This window comes from Burkholderia stagnalis, assembly GCF_039848545.1.
GTDB lineage: Bacteria > Pseudomonadota > Gammaproteobacteria > Burkholderiales > Burkholderiaceae > Burkholderia > Burkholderia stagnalis.
In genome coordinates, this window is record NZ_CP156685.1 from 3,306,989 (window position 1) to 3,322,141 (window position 15,153).

A 15,153-nucleotide genomic window follows, 5' to 3' on the forward strand; every position below is an offset into this window, starting at 1 on the left:
CAATCCTCAAGCGCGCTGCGTGTAGTTGGTCTCGACCCAATTGCGGTACTCGCCCGACGCCACTTCATCGGCCCAAACCTGATTGTCGAGATACCAGTTGACCGTCTTTGCAAGGCCCGTCTCGAACGTCTCGGCCGGCTTCCAGCCCAGTTCGCGCTCGAGCTTGCGCGCGTCGATCGCATAGCGACGGTCGTGGCCGGGACGATCCTTCACATAGGTGATCTGGTCGCGATACGAGCCGGCGGCCTTCGGCCGTGCCTTGTCGAGCAGATCGCACAGCGTATGCACGACGTCGAGGTTCTTCTTCTCGTTCCAGCCGCCGACGTTGTACGTCTCGCCCGGCACACCGCGCGCGAGCACCTCGCGGATCGCGCTGCAATGGTCGCCGACGTACAGCCAGTCGCGCACGTTCTGGCCGTCGCCGTAGATCGGCAGCGGCTTGCCTGCGAGCGCGTTCGCGATCATCAGCGGAATCAGCTTTTCGGGGAACTGGTACGGGCCATAGTTGTTCGAACAGTTCGTCGTCAGCGTTGGCAGTCCGTACGTATGGTGATAAGCGCGCACCAGGTGGTCGGAACCGGCCTTCGTCGCCGAGTACGGGCTGTTCGGCGCGTACGGCGTCGTTTCGGAGAATTGCGGATCGGTCGCGGACAATGAACCGAACACTTCGTCGGTCGACACGTGGAGGAAGCGGAACGCGGCCTTATCAGTATCGGTCAGGCCATTCCAGTGTGCACGCGCCGCTTCGAGCAGCGTGAACGTGCCGACGACATTGGTCTGCACGAAATCGGCGGGACCATGGATCGAGCGGTCGACATGGCTCTCGGCAGCGAAATGCAGGACAGCGCGCGGCTTGTGCTCCGCGAACAATGCATCGAGCGCGGCGCGATCACAGATGTCGACGCGCGCGAACACATGTTTCGGATTCCCTTCCAGCGATTGAAGCGTACGAAGGTTGCCCGCGTAGGTCAGCTTGTCGACATTGAGTACGGCTTCGTCGGATTGATGCAGCCAGTCGAGTACAAAATTGGCACCGATAAAACCCGCGCCGCCCGTAACCAGGATCATGAGGCTCCCTCTAGAAATTCATGGCAAGCATCGCTTCGGATCTCGCCGCGTCGGATATTGCAAGTGGCAGCATCGTCCCCGCCACCTCAGGCCCGGCATTTTAACCGGTCGCCATGCCCGCCAAAGTCATGTGATGTTAATTTTCTGGGCGGAAGCCACAATTATAAGAAGCCGTTAGATGAAAAAGCCATGCTGCTAACAACTTGAAACAGCGGTGCGAACCCGCGTTAGTTGAGAAGATTCTTCCTCAATCAGCCCCCACGTTCGCAATTATAATTTTTCAGATCAGCCGCTTCGTCGACTTTTGTCTATCGCGCACCCATCCGACCCCATGCCCCCTCCCCCCATCGCCATCGGCGACATCCAAGGCTGTCACTCGGCTTTCGAGTCCCTGACAGTAAAACTCGCCGCCCCTTCCGACACCCCCCTCTGGATCGCCGGCGACGTCGTCAACCGCGGCCCGGCCTCCCTCGCCGCGCTGCGTGCCTTGGTCGACCTCGGCCCCCGCGCCACCGTCGTACTCGGCAACCACGACCTCCATCTATTGTCGGTCGCGGCCGGCATCCGCACCGAGCGCCCGGGCGACACGATCGGCGAGATCCTCGACGCGCCGGACGCCGACGCCCTGCTCGAATGGGTCCGCCATCGTCCGTTCGCGCACTTCGAGCACGGGATGCTGCTGGTCCACGCCGGCGTCCTGCCGCAATGGGACGCCACGCTCGCGCTGGAGCTCGCCGACGAACTCCAGCGCGCGCTACGCGCGCCCGACTGGCGCGACACGCTCTCGCACCTGTACGGCAACGATCCGAACCAATGGCATCCGAACCTGAAAAAACGCGACCGGATGCGCGTCGCGTTCAACGCGTTCACGCGCATCCGCTTCTGCACGCCGGACGGCGCGATGGAATTCCGCGCGAACGGCGGCCCCGACAGCGCGCCGCCCGGCTACCTGCCATGGTTCGACGTGCCCGGGCGGCGCACCGAGGACGTGACGGTCGTGTTCGGGCACTGGGCCGCGCTCGGCCTGATGCTGCGCGACAACGTCGTCGCGCTCGATTCGGGGTGCGTATGGGGGAATCAGCTGTCGGCCGTGCGCCTGACGGCGGATCCAGCCGCACGCACGGTCACGCAGGTGCAGTGCGAAGCGTGCCGCACGCCCGGGGAGTGAACGCACGGCTGCGGCCGCGGCATGCGCCGCGCCCGCATCGCAAAAAAAACCGGCGCACGGCGCCGGTTCGACTTCAAACGTAAGCGGCGCTCAGCCCTCGCGGCCGGGCACCGGCTCGTCGGCCACGCCGTCCGCCGCTGCACCCGCGCCGATTTCGGTCGCCGGGTACGCATCCTTCGCGAACTGCGCAAGCGCCTCGGCCGTGGGCCGGCCGACGCTCGCCTGCATCGCGTCGAGCGCCGCCGCGATCGCATCCCGCGCGGCCGCGGACGTCGCGCGCCGGTCGCCGCCCGGCTCGATCGGGTCGCACACGTACAGGTGCGCGACCAACGGCCCGCCGCGCAGCACCATGTCGAGCGACGTGCCGAGCGACAGGTCGCCGACGTACGCGGGCGCGACCGACTGGCGGCCCTGCGCGTCCTCGTACATCAGGCAAACCGGCTGCACCGCGCAGCCGGCGGACACCGCCGCCTGGAACAGGTTCGCGTGGAACGGCAGCAGGCCCTGGCCGTCGGACGTGGTGCCCTCCGGAAACACGCACATCAGCCCGCCGTTGCGCAGGCGGTCGGCCATCTCGTGCATGATGCGCATCGCCTCGGTGCGCTTCTCGCGCTGCAGGAACACGGTGTCGAGCTGCTCGGCGAGCCAGCCGACCACCGGCCACTGGCGCACCTCCGCCTTCGACACGAACGGCGTCGGCCGCCATGCGTTGATCGCGTAGATGTCGAGCCACGAGATGTGGTTGCCGACGACGAGCGCGCTCGAATCGAGGCGCGCACCGTCGTTGTGGACGACGAGGCGCATCCCGCAGATCCGCAGCAGCTTCAGCGACCAGCGCCGCGTGATCTCGGCGCGGTGCGCGGGCGTCACGCGCGAGAAACGCAGCGCGACGATCGCCATCCCGCGCAGCAGGTGAAAGACGAGGCGCAGCTTGCGAAGGGCAGTCATGGCGCGTTCCGGCTGGATCAGTTCTCGAACGCGACCTGCCCGGCGACGAGCGTCGCGCGCACGCGGGCGGGCAGTTCATAGCCGAGGAACGGCGAGTTGTGGCCCTGGCTCTTCAGGCCGCGCGGCTCGACGCGCCAGTGCGCGCGCGGATCGAACACGCACAGGTCGGCCGCGCCGCCTTCGCTCACGCGCCCCGCCGGCAGCTTCAGCACGTCGGCCGGCGCGCACGTGATGCGCTTGAGCGCCTGCACGAGCGGCACGCCGGCTTCGTCGGCCCACTTCACGGTCAGCGACAGCAGCAGTTCGAGCCCGGTCGCGCCAGGCGTCGCTTCGCCGAACGGCAGCAGTTTCTCGTCGTCGTCGACGGGCGTGTGATCGGAGCAGATCGCGTCGATCGTGCCGTCGGCGAGCGCCGCGCGGATCGCCTCGCGGTCGCGTTCGCTGCGCAGCGGCGGATCGAGGCGGAATTGCGAATCGAAATAGCCGATGTCGACGTCGATCAGGTGCAGGTGGTTCACGCCGACGTCGCAGGTCACCGGCAGCCCTTCGGCCTTCGCCGCGCGCACGAGCGCGAGACCGGCCGCCGACGACAGCCGCGCGAGGTGCACGCGCGCGCCCGTCACGCGCATCAGTTCGAAGATCGTGTGCAGCGCGATCGTCTCGGCCGCGACCGGCACGCCGGACAGGCCGAGCCGCGACGCGACCGGGCCGCTCGCCGCGACGCCGCCGCGGCCGATGAACGCATCGATCGGGCGCAGCCACGTGGTGAAGCCGTAGGTGCTCGCGTACTGCAGCGCGCGCAGCAGCACCTGCGTGTCGCGCACCGGCACGTTCGCGTGCGTGAAGCCGACGCAGCCCGACTCGGTCAGCGCGACCATCTCGGTGATGACTTCGCCCTTGAGGCCGACCGTCAGCGCGCCGAGCGGATGGACGTTCGCCTGGTGCAGGTTGCTCGCGCGGAACTTCAGCATCTCGACGAGGCCCGGCTCGTCGAGCACGGGGTCGGTGTCGGGCGGGCAGACGAGGCTCGTCACGCCGCCCGCGACGGCCGCCGCCATCTCGGATTCGAGCGTCGCCTTGTGCTCGTAGCCCGGCTCGCGCAGCCGCGCGCACAGGTCGACGAAGCCGGGCGCGACGATCATGCCCGTGGCGTCGATCGTCTTCGCGGCGTTGAATTCGGCCGGCGCGGTACCGATCGCGGCAATCTTGCCGGCCGCGACGAAAACGTCGGCCTGCCGCTCGGTGCCGGCGACCGGGTCGATCAGCGTGCCGCCTTTGATATGAATCTTCATGCGCTGTCTGTGAATGCGTTGAATGCGTAAAAGGGAGGCGCGGCGCGCGGGCTCAGTCGTGGTTGGCCGCGACGATGCCCATCACCGCCATCCGCACGGCGATGCCGAACGTGACCTGGTTGAGGATCACCGACTGCGGGCCGTCCGCGACCTGCGAATCGATCTCGACGCCGCGGTTCATCGGGCCCGGGTGCATCACGATCGCGTCCGGCGCGGCGAGCGCGAGGCGCTCGGGCGTCAGCCCCCAGCTCTTGAAATACTCCTGCGCGGACGGCAGCAGCGCGCCGCTCATCCGCTCGTTCTGCAGGCGCAGCATGATGATCACGTCGACGCCCTTCAGGCCTTCGTCGAGGTTGTGGAACACCTTCACGCCCATCTGCTCGAGGCCGCCCGGCAGCAGCGTGCGCGGGCCGATCGCGCGCACTTCCGGCACGCCGAGCGTGGTGAGCGCGTGGATGTCCGAGCGCGCGACGCGCGAATGCAGGATGTCGCCGACGATCGCCACGCGCAGCTTCGTGAAATCGCGCTTGTAGTGGCGGATCGTGTACATGTCGAGCAGGCCCTGCGTCGGGTGCGCGTGACGGCCGTCGCCGGCGTTGATCACGTGCACGTGCGGCGCGCAGTGCTCGGCGATCAGGTACGGCGCGCCGCTCGACGCGTGACGCACGACGAACAGGTCGGCGTGCATCGCCGACAGGTTGTTGATCGTGTCGAGCAGCGATTCGCCCTTGCTCGTCGAAGACGCGTTGATGTTCAGGTTCAGCACGTCCGCCGACAGGCGCGTCGCGGCGATCTCGAAGGTGGTGCGGGTGCGCGTCGAGTTCTCGAAGAACAGGTTGAACACGGACTTGCCGCGCAAGAGCGGCACCTTCTTCACTTCGCGGTCCGTCACGCTGACGAACTGCTCGGCCGTATCGAGGATGTGGTTGACGATCGAGCGCGGCAGGCCCTCGATCGACAGCAGGTGCTTCAGCTCGCCGTTCTTCGTGAGCTGCGGGTTGCCCTTCAGGAAGCCGTAGCGGAATCGCTCGGGGCTCGCGGCCGCAGCGGGATTGCCGGCGCGGCCAGTGGTGTCGGTGGTCATGATGTGCGTGATTCCAACTTGTGCAAACGGGCCGCGGCACTCGCCGGCGGCCCGGGATCCGGATTCGGTGCGCTCAGCCGCCGTGCGCTTCGACGCGCAGCGTGAAGTTCGCCGCGTCGTCGCGCGCGAGCACGAGGGTCGCGTCGGCCGGCACGTCGAGCGCGCCGCCGGCGAAACGCGCGGCCACCGGCAGCTCGCGGCCGCCGCGGTCGGCCAGCACCGCCAGCTCGACCGCGGCCGGACGGCCGTAGTCGAACAGTTCGTTGAGCGCCGCGCGCACGGTGCGCCCGGTATACAGAACATCGTCGACGAGCACGATGCGCGCGCCGTCGACGTCGAACGGCAGCGACGTCGGGCTCGCCTGGCTGTGCAGGCCCTTCTTCGCGTAGTCGTCGCGATGCAGCGCGACGTTCACGACGCCGAAGCCCGGCGCGCCGAGATCGCGCGCGAGCCGCTCGGCCAGCCATGCGCCGCCGCTGTAAATGCCGGCGAGCCGGGGCCCACCCGCTTCGGCGAAGGCCGCGCCGTATGCGTCGCGAATCTGGTCGAGCAGGACGCGGTATAGCGCCTCGGCATCAATGGTGCTCATGGTCGGGCAATTGATCGAGATACTGTTGAAGAATGACGCGCGCGGCTTCCGCATCGAGCATGTCGGCGCGCGCGCGGCCGCGCACGTCGCGCGCGCGCAGCTCCGCTTCGGCCTCGACCGACGAATAGCGTTCGTCGACCCAGGTGACCGGCAGGCCGAAGCGGCCGTTCAGCTGGTTGCCGAAGCGCTTGGCCTGCTGCGTCATGTCGTGCGGCGTGCCGTCCGGATGCATCGGCAGGCCGACCACGAGCGCGTCCGGCCGCCATTCGGCCAGCAGGTCGCCGACCGCCTTGAAGCGGTGCTCGCGGTTCAGGTTGAGGATCACGACGAGCGCGCGGGCCGAGCGCGTCAGCGCATTGCCGATCGCCACTCCGATGCGCTTCTCGCCGTAGTCGAACGCCAGGAGCGTCGCGTCGCGCGCGCTCGTGCCGTTCATGCGTGCCCTGCCTCGCCGGACAGCATCGACGAGCTGACGCCGAGCAGGCCGAGCGCCGCCTCGAAGCGCTCCTCGGCCGGGGTGTCGAACACGATCCGCGGATCGGCGGCGACGGTCAGCCAGCCGTTGCGGGAAATCTCTTCCTCGAGCTGCCCCGCGCCCCAGCCCGCATGGCCGAGCGTCAGCAGGAAACGCTTCGGGCCGGTGCCCGTCGCGACCGCCTCGAGCACGTCCTTCGACGTGGTCATCTCCAGCCCGCCCTCGACGGACATCGACGAGTTGTAGTTCGCGCCCTCGACCGGCTCGTGCAGCACGAAGCCGCGCTCCGTCTGCACCGGGCCGCCGAAATACACGGGGATGTGCAGCAGCGGCTCGATGTCGAGCTTCAGGTCGATGCGGTTGAACAGGGATTCGAGGTCGATGTCGGTCGGACGGTTGATGACGAGGCCGAGCGCGCCGCGCTCGCTGTGATCGCAAAGGTACACCACCGTTCCCGAGAACGTCGGATCGGCCATGTTCGGCATGGCGATCAGGAACTGGTTGGTCAGGTTGATGCGATCGGAAGGCTTTGACATGGTTTGAATTTTAGCAAAGACGCCGCGGCCTGATCGAGGCCGCGATCAACAAGCAACGCCGCGCCTCGCTGGCAACGGCGCGCACGGATCACACGGCACTCTAACACGCGCGCGCAAGCGCACGGCAGTGCGTTGCCGGGGGGCGCGGCACCGGCCGCCGCAGGGTGCCGGGATCATCCGTGCCCGGCCCGGCCGAGCGCCGCGCCGAGCGCTTCGCTCGCGGCGGTCAGGTCCGGCGGCGCGACGCCCGCCGCGATCTTGAGCAGCGCCCCGCGCAGCATGTCGGACGCGTGGCGGTGCGCCGCGACGCTGCCTTCGGCCCGCGGCACGCCATGCGCGGCGCGGCGCCACGCGAGGCCGAGCGTGTCGGCCAGCAGCGCCGCGTGGCCGAGGCCGAGCGCGCAGGCGGCCGCGCCGACGCGGTAGGCCGCCTCGGCCGCCCGCCACGCGGCGCCCGCGTCGGCGTGGGCAGGGTCCGCCGTCAGTTCGGCCATCGACGCATCGGCGGTCTGCAGGAAATCCTCATACGCATGCGCGTTGACGGTCACGACGCCGAGCTCGCGAGTCGGCGCCACCGCGAGCGCATCGTGCTCGGCGCGCGCGGCATCGGCTTCCCACAACGCTTCGGACGCCGGGGTGCCGGCCACGTGCCAGTCGACCGTCAATCCGTAATCGTGCAGCACGTCGACGAGCGCGACGTCCTCGGCCGCCGCGCCGAACAGCGCGAAATCCCGCCACAACAGCGCGGCCGTCTCGCGCACGAGGTCGGGCGGCGCGGCCCGGCGGCCCTGCGCGTGCTCGCCGATCAGCAGGTTCGTCCGCGCGAGAAAGCGCTTCAGCTCGGCCGCGCCGCTCGCGCGCAGCGCGCGCAGGCACGCGGCCGCGAGCCGCCAGTAGTCATAGGGCGTGTCGTCGGCCAGTTCGGCCATGCACGCGTCGAGCGCGTCGAGCGCCGCCTCAGGTGGCGCCTGCTGCGCGCGCAGCACGGCGAGCAGCGCCTGTTCGTAGCGTGCGCGCAGCCGCGCGACGGCGGCCGCGGGCAGCACGCGCAGCGACGCCGGCGGCACCGTGCGGCCGACGAGCGCGAGCGTGTCGTACGGCACGCGCGCACGCAGGTCCGCCGCGCTTTGCGCACGCAGCGTGCGATAGTGTTCGAACAGGAGCGGCGAGCAGGCGAGCTCGCGCAGGTTGTGCCGCGCGACCGCGGCGCGGAATTCCCGCAGCGCGGCCCGGCATCCGGAGGAAGTCGGCTCGGTGGCGACCAGCGCCGCCGCTTCGGCCAGCTGGCCCGCGAAGCGGGCCGCCGGCAGCCAGCCGGCTTCGGCGAGCACGGCTGCAGCCGCCGACAGCGGCGCGGCCGCGTCGTCGCGGCGCTCGAGCGCCGCATCGGCCGCCGCGAGCCACGCGTCGGCCGCGTGCACTGCCCCGCCACGCGGGTTGGGCAGCGCATCAATCACGGGGATTACTGCCGGATCGGACATCGGGGACACTCGCGCGAGTCATGGCCAAGCCGCCCGCGTCCATCACGGCGCAATGGCGCCGATGGCACGCGAGGCCCGAGCGGAATGTCCTGAAGCGACGGTCCGGTCAGATCTGGACCATCTCGAAGTCTTCCTTGCGCGCGCCGCATTCCGGGCAGGTCCAGTTGATCGGGACGTCTTCCCAGCGCGTGCCCGGGGCAATGCCCTCTTCCGGCAGTCCGGCTTCTTCGTCGTAAATCCAGCCACAAATCAGGCACATCCAGCTCTTGTATTCCATCTTAAGCCGCGTCGGGAGGGTCGGTAAATTCGGGAGCCATGATGGTACCGTGTCAGGGCCTGACTGCCTAGCGATCGCGCGCTAGTCGTACGCCTGCGTTGCGGTGCGCTAAAAAATCCGCTCGAACCGCCGGATTCCGCCTCATAATGGCTGCGAAGGCCGCACCAGGCCGGTGCGGCCGCCCTGCTCTCCCGTCTTTTCTTGCCCATTTGTCCATGTCCAGCAACGCCCCTCCGATCGTTCTCACCTTCGGCCTGTCCGATCCCACCGGTGGCTCCGGCCTCCAAGCCGATCTGATGACCCTGGCGAGCATGGGCTGTCACGGCGTGTCCGTCCTGACCGGCTACACCGTGCGCGACTCGGCCGCCTGCGACGAAGTGACGGGCCTCGACCCCGACGTCGTCGCCGCGCAGGCGCGGATGCTGCTCGAGGACATGCCGGTTGCCGCGTTCAAGATCGGCGCGGCCACGCGCGCGGAAGTCGTGAGCGCGATCGCCGAGGTGGTCGCCGACTACGACGGCGTGCCGCTCGTGCTTGCACCCGATTTCACGCTCGACGACGAGCACGTGCTCGCCGCCGACGATCTGCGCGAATCGATCGCCGACCTGCTCGCGCCGCAGACGACGCTGCTGGTCGCCGACCATGCGACGCTCATCGCGCTCGCGCAGCCGGACGGCGACGCGGAAGCGCCGAACCTCGACGCCGCGCTGTCGCATCTGCTGTCGCAGGGCTGCGAGTACGTGCTCGCGACCGAATCGGGCTCGCACCGGCTCGTCAATACGCTGTACGGCGAGGAAGGCCAGATCCGCGAGGACATGTGGGACCGTACGCCGCACCGGCTGATGGGCCTCACCGACACGCTCGGCGCGGCGATCGCCGCGCTGCTCGCGAATGGCCAGGAGCCGCCCGAAGCGGTGCGCGAGGCGCAGGAATACCTGTACCAGGCCGTGCGCGACGCGTTCCGGCCGGGGATGGGCGCGTATCTGCCGGATCGCTTCTTCTGGGCGCGCAGCAACGACGAGGAAGCATCGCCGCCCGCCGCGACGCCGGATGCGCTGCCGAGGACGTCGCACCGGCATTGAATGCACGGGGCGCCCGTTTCGGGGGCGCCGCCAGCGACAAATACTTCGATACAAACAAAAAAAGACCCGCATCGTGAACTGCACCCCAAAAGTTGGACACCGATCCAACCTTTGGGGTGTTTTTCATGGTGCAGTACACGGAGCAGTTCAAGCTATCGGTCGTCGAAGACTTTGAGTCCGGGAGGAATGAGTCTGCGCGCGCCATCTCGCATCGGCACGGAATTGATGAATCGACCGTACGCAAATGGGTCGCTGCGTACCAGGCACATGGCGTTGCCGGCATCAAACGCAAGTACGAGTGCTACAGCGCATCGTTCAAGCTGTCGGTGCTGCGGCAGATCAAAGACGAAGGCTTGTCCGATCGCGAAGCGGCTGCGCGCTTCAATATCCGAAATCAGTCCGCCATCGCCCAATGGCGACAGCGGTATGATGACGGCGGTTTAGCGGCACTCTCTGCTCGTCCGAAAGGGCGCCCCCGAAAGATGGCCACGTCACTTCCACCGAAACCCACTGAAGCCGGCACGCCGGACGCGCGCCCACGCGAGGAATTGCTCAAGGAAATCGAGTATCTGCGCGCGGAGGTGGCGTACCTAAAAAAGCTCGATGCGCTGCTGCAGGCGAAGAAGCAAGCAGCGCAAAAGAAAAAGCGCAAATAGTGCGGGAACTCAGGCAACGCCATCCGGTGGCGGCGCTGCTGAAGGCCGCAGGTTTGGCCCGCAGTACGTTCTACTATCAGCTCAAGGCGCTGGATATAGGCGACCGACATGCTGATCTCAAAGCGAAGATCCGGATGGTGTTTGAGCATCACAAGGGGCGCTACGGCTATCGGCGCGTCACGGCTGCCATCCGGCAGAGCGGGCAACTCATCAACCGCAAAGCCGTGCAAAGGCTGATGCAGCAATTGCAGTTGAAGTCCCTGGTGCGCCCGAAGAAATACCGTTCGTGGCGAGGCGAGGTCGGCAAAGCCGCGCCCAACCTGCTGCAACGCCGGTTCGATGCCGCGCGGCCCAACCAGAAGTGGGTGACGGATGTGACGGAATTCAACGTCGGCGGGCAAAAGCTGTATCTGTCGCCGGTGATGGATCTCTACAACGGCGAGATCGTCGCGTACCAGATGGAACGACGCCCGAGCTTCGAGCTGGTCCGCGGCATGCTGAAGAAGGCATTAGCTAAACTCGGACGCAAGGAGCGGCCGCTGCTGCATTCGGATCAAGGCTGGCAATACCGGATGCCGAAGTTCCGTCGACTGCTGAAGCGGCGCAAGCTGACCCAGAGCATGTCCCGCAAGGGCAACTGCCTCGACAATGCGGCAATGGAAAGCTTCTTCGGCACGCTCAAGTCCGAGTGCTTCAGGCTGGAGCGCTTTACCTGCGTGGATCAATTGCGCGACGCGCTGGAGCGCTACATCCACTACTACAACCACGAACGCATCAAGCTGAAATTGAAAGGGCTGAGTCCCGTGCAATACAGGACTCAGCCCCTACCCACCTAGCCTTTAACTGTCCAACTTTGCGGGGTCAGTTCATCGCTGCGGGTCTTTTCTTTTGGCTGGAACGCGCACTGCTGCGCGTTCCGGACCGCATCGACCGAAGTCGATTACATGTCCATGCCCATGCCGCCCATGCCGCCCGGCATGCCGCCCGGCATCGGAGCGTCTTCCTTCGGCAGTTCCGCGACGGCTGCGTCCGTCGTCAGCAGCAGGCCTGCAACCGAAGCTGCGTTCTGCAGTGCGGTGCGCGTGACCTTGGTCGGGTCGACCACGCCGGCCTCGACCATGTCGACGTACTCGCCCGTCGCTGCGTTGTAGCCGTAGTTGCCCTTGCCTGCAGCAACCGCTGCCACCACGACGCTCGCTTCTTCGCCGCCGTTCGTGACGATCTGGCGCAGCGGCTCTTCCATCGCGCGCAGCACGATCTTGATGCCGGCGTTCTGATCGGCGTTCAGGCCGGTCACGCCTGCGATCGCGGTACGTGCGCGGATCAGCGCGACGCCGCCGCCCGGGACGATGCCTTCTTCAACGGCAGCGCGGGTTGCGTGCAGCGCGTCTTCGACGCGTGCCTTCTTTTCCTTCATTTCGACTTCGGTCGCAGCGCCGACCTTGATCACTGCAACGCCGCCAGCCAGCTTGGCCACGCGCTCTTGCAGCTTTTCACGGTCGTAGTCCGACGTCGCTTCTTCGATCTGCGTGCGGATTTGCTTGACGCGCGCTTCGATGTTCACGGCTTCGCCTGCGCCGTCGATGATCGTCGTGTTTTCCTTGCCCACTTCGATGCGCTTCGCCTGGCCCAGTTCTGCCAGCGTTGCCTTCTCGAGCGTCAGGCCGGTTTCTTCCGCAACCACTTGACCGCCGGTCAGGATCGCGATGTCTTCCAGCATCGCCTTGCGACGATCGCCGAAGCCCGGCGCCTTGACCGCAACGGTCTTCAGGATGCCGCGGATGTTGTTGACGACCAGCGTTGCGAGCGCTTCGCCTTCGACGTCTTCTGCGATGATCAGCAGCGGACGGCCAGCCTTCGCGACTTGTTCCAGCACCGGCAGCAGATCGCGGATGTTCGACACCTTCTTGTCGTGCAGCAGCACGAACGGGTTCTCGAGGACGGCGACTTGCTTGTCCGGGTTGTTGATGAAGTACGGCGACAGGTAGCCGCGGTCGAATTGCATGCCTTCGACGACGTCCAGTTCGTCGGCCAGCGACTTGCCGTCTTCGACGGTGATCACGCCTTCCTTGCCGACCTTGTCCATCGCTTCAGCGATGCGATCGCCGATCGACGAATCGCTGTTCGCCGAGATCGAGCCGACTTGCGCGATTTCCTTGTTGGTCGTGCACGGCTTGCTGATCTTCTTCAGCTCTTCGACGGCCGCTGCAACGGCCTTGTCGATGCCGCGCTTCAGGTCCATCGGGTTCATGCCCGATGCGACGTACTTCATGCCTTCGCGGACGATCGATTGCGCGAGGACGGTTGCCGTCGTCGTGCCGTCGCCTGCGTTGTCGCTGGTCTTGGAAGCGACTTCCTTGACCATTTGCGCGCCCATGTTCTGGAGCTTGTCCTTCAGCTCGATTTCCTTCGCGACCGACACACCGTCCTTGGTGACCGTCGGGCCGCCGAAGCTGCGCTCGAGCACCACGTTGCGGCCCTTCGGACCCAGCGTGACCTTGACTGCGTTGGCGAGAATGTTCACGCCTTCGACCATCTTCGAACGGGCGGAATCGCCGAATACGACGTCTTTAGCTGCCATCTTCTAACTCCTTGAATTCTTGGGAATATGTACCGTCGGTGGACGCTTACTTGGCGTTGACCACGGCCATGATGTCTTCTTCGCGCATCACCAGCAGTTCCTGGCCGTCGACCTTGACGGTCTGGCCAGCGTACTTGCCGAACAGGACGCGATCGCCGACCTTCACGTCGAGCGCGATCGGGGCGCCCTTGTCGTCACGCTTGCCCGGGCCGACCGCGAGGATCTCGCCTTGATCCGGCTTTTCAGCAGCAGCTTCGGGGATCACGATGCCCGAGGCGGTCTTGGTTTCCTGATCCAGGCGCTTGACGATCACGCGATCGTGCAAAGGACGAAGGTTCATATTCACTCCTCTCTTGACTGAGATTGAAGAACGCTTTGGGAATCCGCCCGGCACGACGCCAGGCGGAGAATTGTTAGCACTCTCGTGCAGCGAGTGCTAATTATATGGACGGGTTTTGACAAATTCAAGAAGGGGGAATGGCGGTTTTTTTGGCCTGGCGCAAAGCGCCGCCGCGCCCCTCAAGAAACCTGAAATGTCTTTTTAAAACATGGGGATATGACGAGAATACCCAGCCGATGCCGGCATCCGCTGCCAGCATCGGCGATCGGGGCCAGATCGGACACAGGGTAAGCACGGGGTGTCGAATCGGTGCGCGGGCGGCAGCGATCGGGCGACCGCACGGGTCAGGCCCGACTTACCGGGCCGGCACGCGAACCATCAATGCATCGCCGGCTTCGTCATCTTGCCCGCGCGCGCGGGCGGCTGGCAAATCACGCACGCGCCGCGTCCGTGCAGATCGTATTTGTGCGCGACGAACTTGCCGCCGCAGCGGCCGCATTGCGTCATCCGCAGCATCCCGCCGTTGAAGAAGCGCACGAGCGTCCACGCGCGCGTCAGGTCGAGTTCGACGTCCATGCCCGCGTGCGCGCAGTGCTCGCGGTACAGCCGGTAGCCCTTCGTCAGCGCATCCAGGTGCGAGCAGCACGCCTCGTCCTTCAGGAACAGGTACGTGTTGTAGAACAGTGACGCATGGATGTTCCCGCGCCACGTCATGTACCAGTCGGCCGACGAAGGCAGCATGCCCTTCGGCGGCGACACGCCCCTCACCTCACGGTAAAGCCGGGTCAGTCTCTCGCGCGACAGCGTGAGCTCGGATTCGAGCAGTTGCATGCGCGCGCCGAGTTCGATCAGGTCGACCGCGCGCGACACTTCGCGCGCATAGGCGATCAGGCTCGGGTTCGACATGGCCGCCCCGTCACGAGAATTGCGCGGCCGGCTGGCCCGCGAGCAGGATCGCCGCATGCGTGTGCGACACGTCCGCCTGCTTCGGCGACGTGGCGAGCGCGGACAGCATCGCGTGGTCGCCGAACCGGAAGCCGCACAGCAGCTGGTCGCAGGCCGCGAGCCGCGTCGTCTGCGCGAGCGTCAGCGTGGACAGCAGCTCGGCGAGCGGCGCCGACAGCCCGAGCCGGAACATGCCGGCCTCGCGGTCGTCGCGCAGCAGGCGCTGCGCGAGCATCAGGTACGAAATGTTGATGTCCCGGATCGAGTCGAGCGTGTCGCTGTTGTTCACGTCTTTTCTCCGTTCAGGCGGGGCCGCCTAGGCGGGGCCGCCCGGGCGGGTCGCCCCGTTTGCCCGGCGCCCTCCGCCGGTTTGACGTCCGTTCCGTCGCCGCGCGCCGGGCGCGCCGCGTTCAGCATCCGCCGCGCGAGTCGGCCACGCCCGCGGCGATGAGATGCTTCGCCAGTTCGCGTAAAAGATGCTCGGTCAGTGCGCCTGCGCCGCTTTGGGCGAGGCGTTGCAATTCGATCAGGTCTCGTGCTGCGCGGCTCATGTCGGTCTCCGTTTCGTTGTGCGATGCCGGGAATGAAGCTGCTGGTTCGACAGGGAAGAATCCAGCCACCCAAGCCTCAT

The 15,153-nt window shown here is 66.8% G+C and carries 17 protein-coding genes; 3 read left to right on the forward strand and 14 right to left on the reverse strand.

The genetic code is table 11. From position 1 onward, the window contains the following. Positions 1-6: 6 nt before the first annotated feature. Positions 7-1,068 (reverse strand): dTDP-glucose 4,6-dehydratase, encoded by a 1,062-nt coding sequence (gene rfbB / locus ABFO07_RS15335; RefSeq protein WP_059565344.1) that lies wholly within the window; start codon positions 1,066-1,068, stop codon positions 7-9. Positions 1,069-1,399: 331 nt separating this feature from the next. On the opposite strand from rfbB, the gene ABFO07_RS15340 reads away from it, so the two are divergent. Next, positions 1,400-2,236, forward strand: coding sequence for a symmetrical bis(5'-nucleosyl)-tetraphosphatase (locus ABFO07_RS15340; protein ID WP_347467821.1), 837 nt, complete (start codon positions 1,400-1,402; stop codon positions 2,234-2,236). A gap of 90 nt (positions 2,237-2,326) precedes the next feature. On the opposite strand, the gene ABFO07_RS15345 is transcribed toward ABFO07_RS15340, so the two are convergent. From ABFO07_RS15345 to ABFO07_RS15380, 8 genes are all read right to left on the reverse strand, one after another. Then, positions 2,327-3,184, reverse strand: coding sequence for a lysophospholipid acyltransferase family protein (locus ABFO07_RS15345; protein ID WP_059802402.1), 858 nt, complete (start codon positions 3,182-3,184; stop codon positions 2,327-2,329). Between the two features lie 17 nt (positions 3,185-3,201). Continuing rightward, on the reverse strand, positions 3,202-4,476 hold the full coding sequence (locus ABFO07_RS15350) for a dihydroorotase (protein ID WP_059565341.1): 1,275 nt from the start codon (positions 4,474-4,476) through the stop codon (positions 3,202-3,204). 52 nt (positions 4,477-4,528) lie between these two features. Next, complete coding sequence (locus tag ABFO07_RS15355; RefSeq protein ID WP_059802404.1) at positions 4,529-5,560, reverse strand: aspartate carbamoyltransferase catalytic subunit; 1,032 nt, start codon at positions 5,558-5,560, stop codon at positions 4,529-4,531. A gap of 73 nt (positions 5,561-5,633) precedes the next feature. After that, positions 5,634-6,149: a bifunctional pyr operon transcriptional regulator/uracil phosphoribosyltransferase PyrR gene (gene pyrR / locus ABFO07_RS15360; protein WP_059885043.1), complete on the reverse strand. Its 516-nt coding sequence runs from the start codon at positions 6,147-6,149 to the stop codon at positions 5,634-5,636. Next, positions 6,136-6,585, reverse strand: coding sequence for a Holliday junction resolvase RuvX (ruvX, locus tag ABFO07_RS15365; RefSeq protein ID WP_060149160.1), 450 nt, complete (start codon positions 6,583-6,585; stop codon positions 6,136-6,138). Before ruvX ends, pyrR begins: the two co-directional genes overlap by 14 nt. Beyond that, positions 6,582-7,160, reverse strand: a complete 579-nt coding sequence (locus ABFO07_RS15370) for a YqgE/AlgH family protein (protein ID WP_006751106.1) — start codon at positions 7,158-7,160, stop codon at positions 6,582-6,584. The genes ruvX and ABFO07_RS15370 overlap by 4 nt, the downstream gene beginning before the upstream one ends. A 173-nt stretch (positions 7,161-7,333) precedes the next feature. Next, on the reverse strand, positions 7,334-8,641 hold the full coding sequence (locus ABFO07_RS15375; RefSeq protein WP_060149161.1) for a hypothetical protein: 1,308 nt from the start codon (positions 8,639-8,641) through the stop codon (positions 7,334-7,336). A gap of 106 nt (positions 8,642-8,747) precedes the next feature. Continuing rightward, complete coding sequence (locus ABFO07_RS15380; protein ID WP_004186709.1) at positions 8,748-8,918, reverse strand: rubredoxin; 171 nt, start codon at positions 8,916-8,918, stop codon at positions 8,748-8,750. Positions 8,919-9,133: 215 nt separating this feature from the next. On the opposite strand from ABFO07_RS15380, the gene ABFO07_RS15385 reads away from it, so the two are divergent. Both ABFO07_RS15385 and ABFO07_RS15390 read left to right on the forward strand, forming a co-directional pair. Beyond that, the gene (locus ABFO07_RS15385; protein ID WP_059565336.1) at positions 9,134-10,000 is read left to right on the forward strand and encodes a hydroxymethylpyrimidine/phosphomethylpyrimidine kinase; all 867 of its coding nucleotides are present in this window, start codon (positions 9,134-9,136) and stop codon (positions 9,998-10,000) included. A gap of 125 nt (positions 10,001-10,125) precedes the next feature. After that, positions 10,126-11,492 (forward strand): IS3 family transposase gene (locus ABFO07_RS15390; protein ID WP_347468663.1). Its coding sequence is split into 2 segments (ribosomal slippage): positions 10,126-10,591 and positions 10,591-11,492, totalling 1,368 coding nucleotides; the frame shifts between segments, so codons are not numbered across the junction. A 104-nt stretch (positions 11,493-11,596) separates the two neighbouring features. On the opposite strand, the gene groL is transcribed toward ABFO07_RS15390, so the two are convergent. From groL to ABFO07_RS15415, 5 genes are all read right to left on the reverse strand, one after another. Continuing rightward, on the reverse strand, positions 11,597-13,237 hold the full coding sequence (gene groL / locus ABFO07_RS15395) for a chaperonin GroEL (RefSeq protein ID WP_059565335.1): 1,641 nt from the start codon (positions 13,235-13,237) through the stop codon (positions 11,597-11,599). Between the two features lie 46 nt (positions 13,238-13,283). Next, a complete protein-coding gene (locus ABFO07_RS15400; RefSeq protein ID WP_011544732.1) occupies positions 13,284-13,577 on the reverse strand; it encodes a co-chaperone GroES in 294 nt (97 codons plus the stop codon). A gap of 378 nt (positions 13,578-13,955) precedes the next feature. After that, a complete protein-coding gene (gene flhC, locus ABFO07_RS15405) occupies positions 13,956-14,483 on the reverse strand; it encodes a flagellar transcriptional regulator FlhC (protein ID WP_059565334.1) in 528 nt (175 codons plus the stop codon). Between the two features lie 10 nt (positions 14,484-14,493). Beyond that, positions 14,494-14,811: a flagellar transcriptional regulator FlhD gene (gene flhD, locus ABFO07_RS15410; protein WP_059885080.1), complete on the reverse strand. Its 318-nt coding sequence runs from the start codon at positions 14,809-14,811 to the stop codon at positions 14,494-14,496. Positions 14,812-14,932: 121 nt separating this feature from the next. Further along, complete coding sequence (locus tag ABFO07_RS15415) at positions 14,933-15,073, reverse strand: hypothetical protein (protein ID WP_124490332.1); 141 nt, start codon at positions 15,071-15,073, stop codon at positions 14,933-14,935. Positions 15,074-15,153: the final 80 nt, after the last annotated feature.

Bases quoted from the DNA above. Each gene is read 5' to 3' on its own strand.
- pyrR (WP_059885043.1), bottom strand. From the start codon at position 6,149: ATGAGCACCATTGATGCCGAGGCGCTATACCGCGTCCTGCTCGACCAG.
- ABFO07_RS15400 (WP_011544732.1), bottom strand. From the start codon at position 13,577: ATGAACCTTCGTCCTTTGCACGATCGCGTGATCGTCAAGCGCCTGGAT.
- ABFO07_RS15345 (WP_059802402.1), bottom strand. From the start codon at position 3,184: ATGACTGCCCTTCGCAAGCTGCGCCTCGTCTTTCACCTGCTGCGCGGG.
- ABFO07_RS15375 (WP_060149161.1), bottom strand. From the start codon at position 8,641: ATGTCCGATCCGGCAGTAATCCCCGTGATTGATGCGCTGCCCAACCCG.
- ABFO07_RS15355 (WP_059802404.1), bottom strand. From the start codon at position 5,560: ATGACCACCGACACCACTGGCCGCGCCGGCAATCCCGCTGCGGCCGCG.
- flhC (WP_059565334.1), bottom strand. From the start codon at position 14,483: ATGTCGAACCCGAGCCTGATCGCCTATGCGCGCGAAGTGTCGCGCGCG.
- ABFO07_RS15385 (WP_059565336.1), top strand. From the start codon at position 9,134: ATGTCCAGCAACGCCCCTCCGATCGTTCTCACCTTCGGCCTGTCCGAT.
- ruvX (WP_060149160.1), bottom strand. From the start codon at position 6,585: ATGAACGGCACGAGCGCGCGCGACGCGACGCTCCTGGCGTTCGACTAC.
- ABFO07_RS15380 (WP_004186709.1), bottom strand. From the start codon at position 8,918: ATGGAATACAAGAGCTGGATGTGCCTGATTTGTGGCTGGATTTACGAC.
- groL (WP_059565335.1), bottom strand. From the start codon at position 13,237: ATGGCAGCTAAAGACGTCGTATTCGGCGATTCCGCCCGTTCGAAGATG.
- ABFO07_RS15370 (WP_006751106.1), bottom strand. From the start codon at position 7,160: ATGTCAAAGCCTTCCGATCGCATCAACCTGACCAACCAGTTCCTGATC.
- rfbB (WP_059565344.1), bottom strand. From the start codon at position 1,068: ATGATCCTGGTTACGGGCGGCGCGGGTTTTATCGGTGCCAATTTTGTA.
- ABFO07_RS15415 (WP_124490332.1), bottom strand. From the start codon at position 15,073: ATGAGCCGCGCAGCACGAGACCTGATCGAATTGCAACGCCTCGCCCAA.
- ABFO07_RS15350 (WP_059565341.1), bottom strand. From the start codon at position 4,476: ATGAAGATTCATATCAAAGGCGGCACGCTGATCGACCCGGTCGCCGGC.
- ABFO07_RS15340 (WP_347467821.1), top strand. From the start codon at position 1,400: ATGCCCCCTCCCCCCATCGCCATCGGCGACATCCAAGGCTGTCACTCG.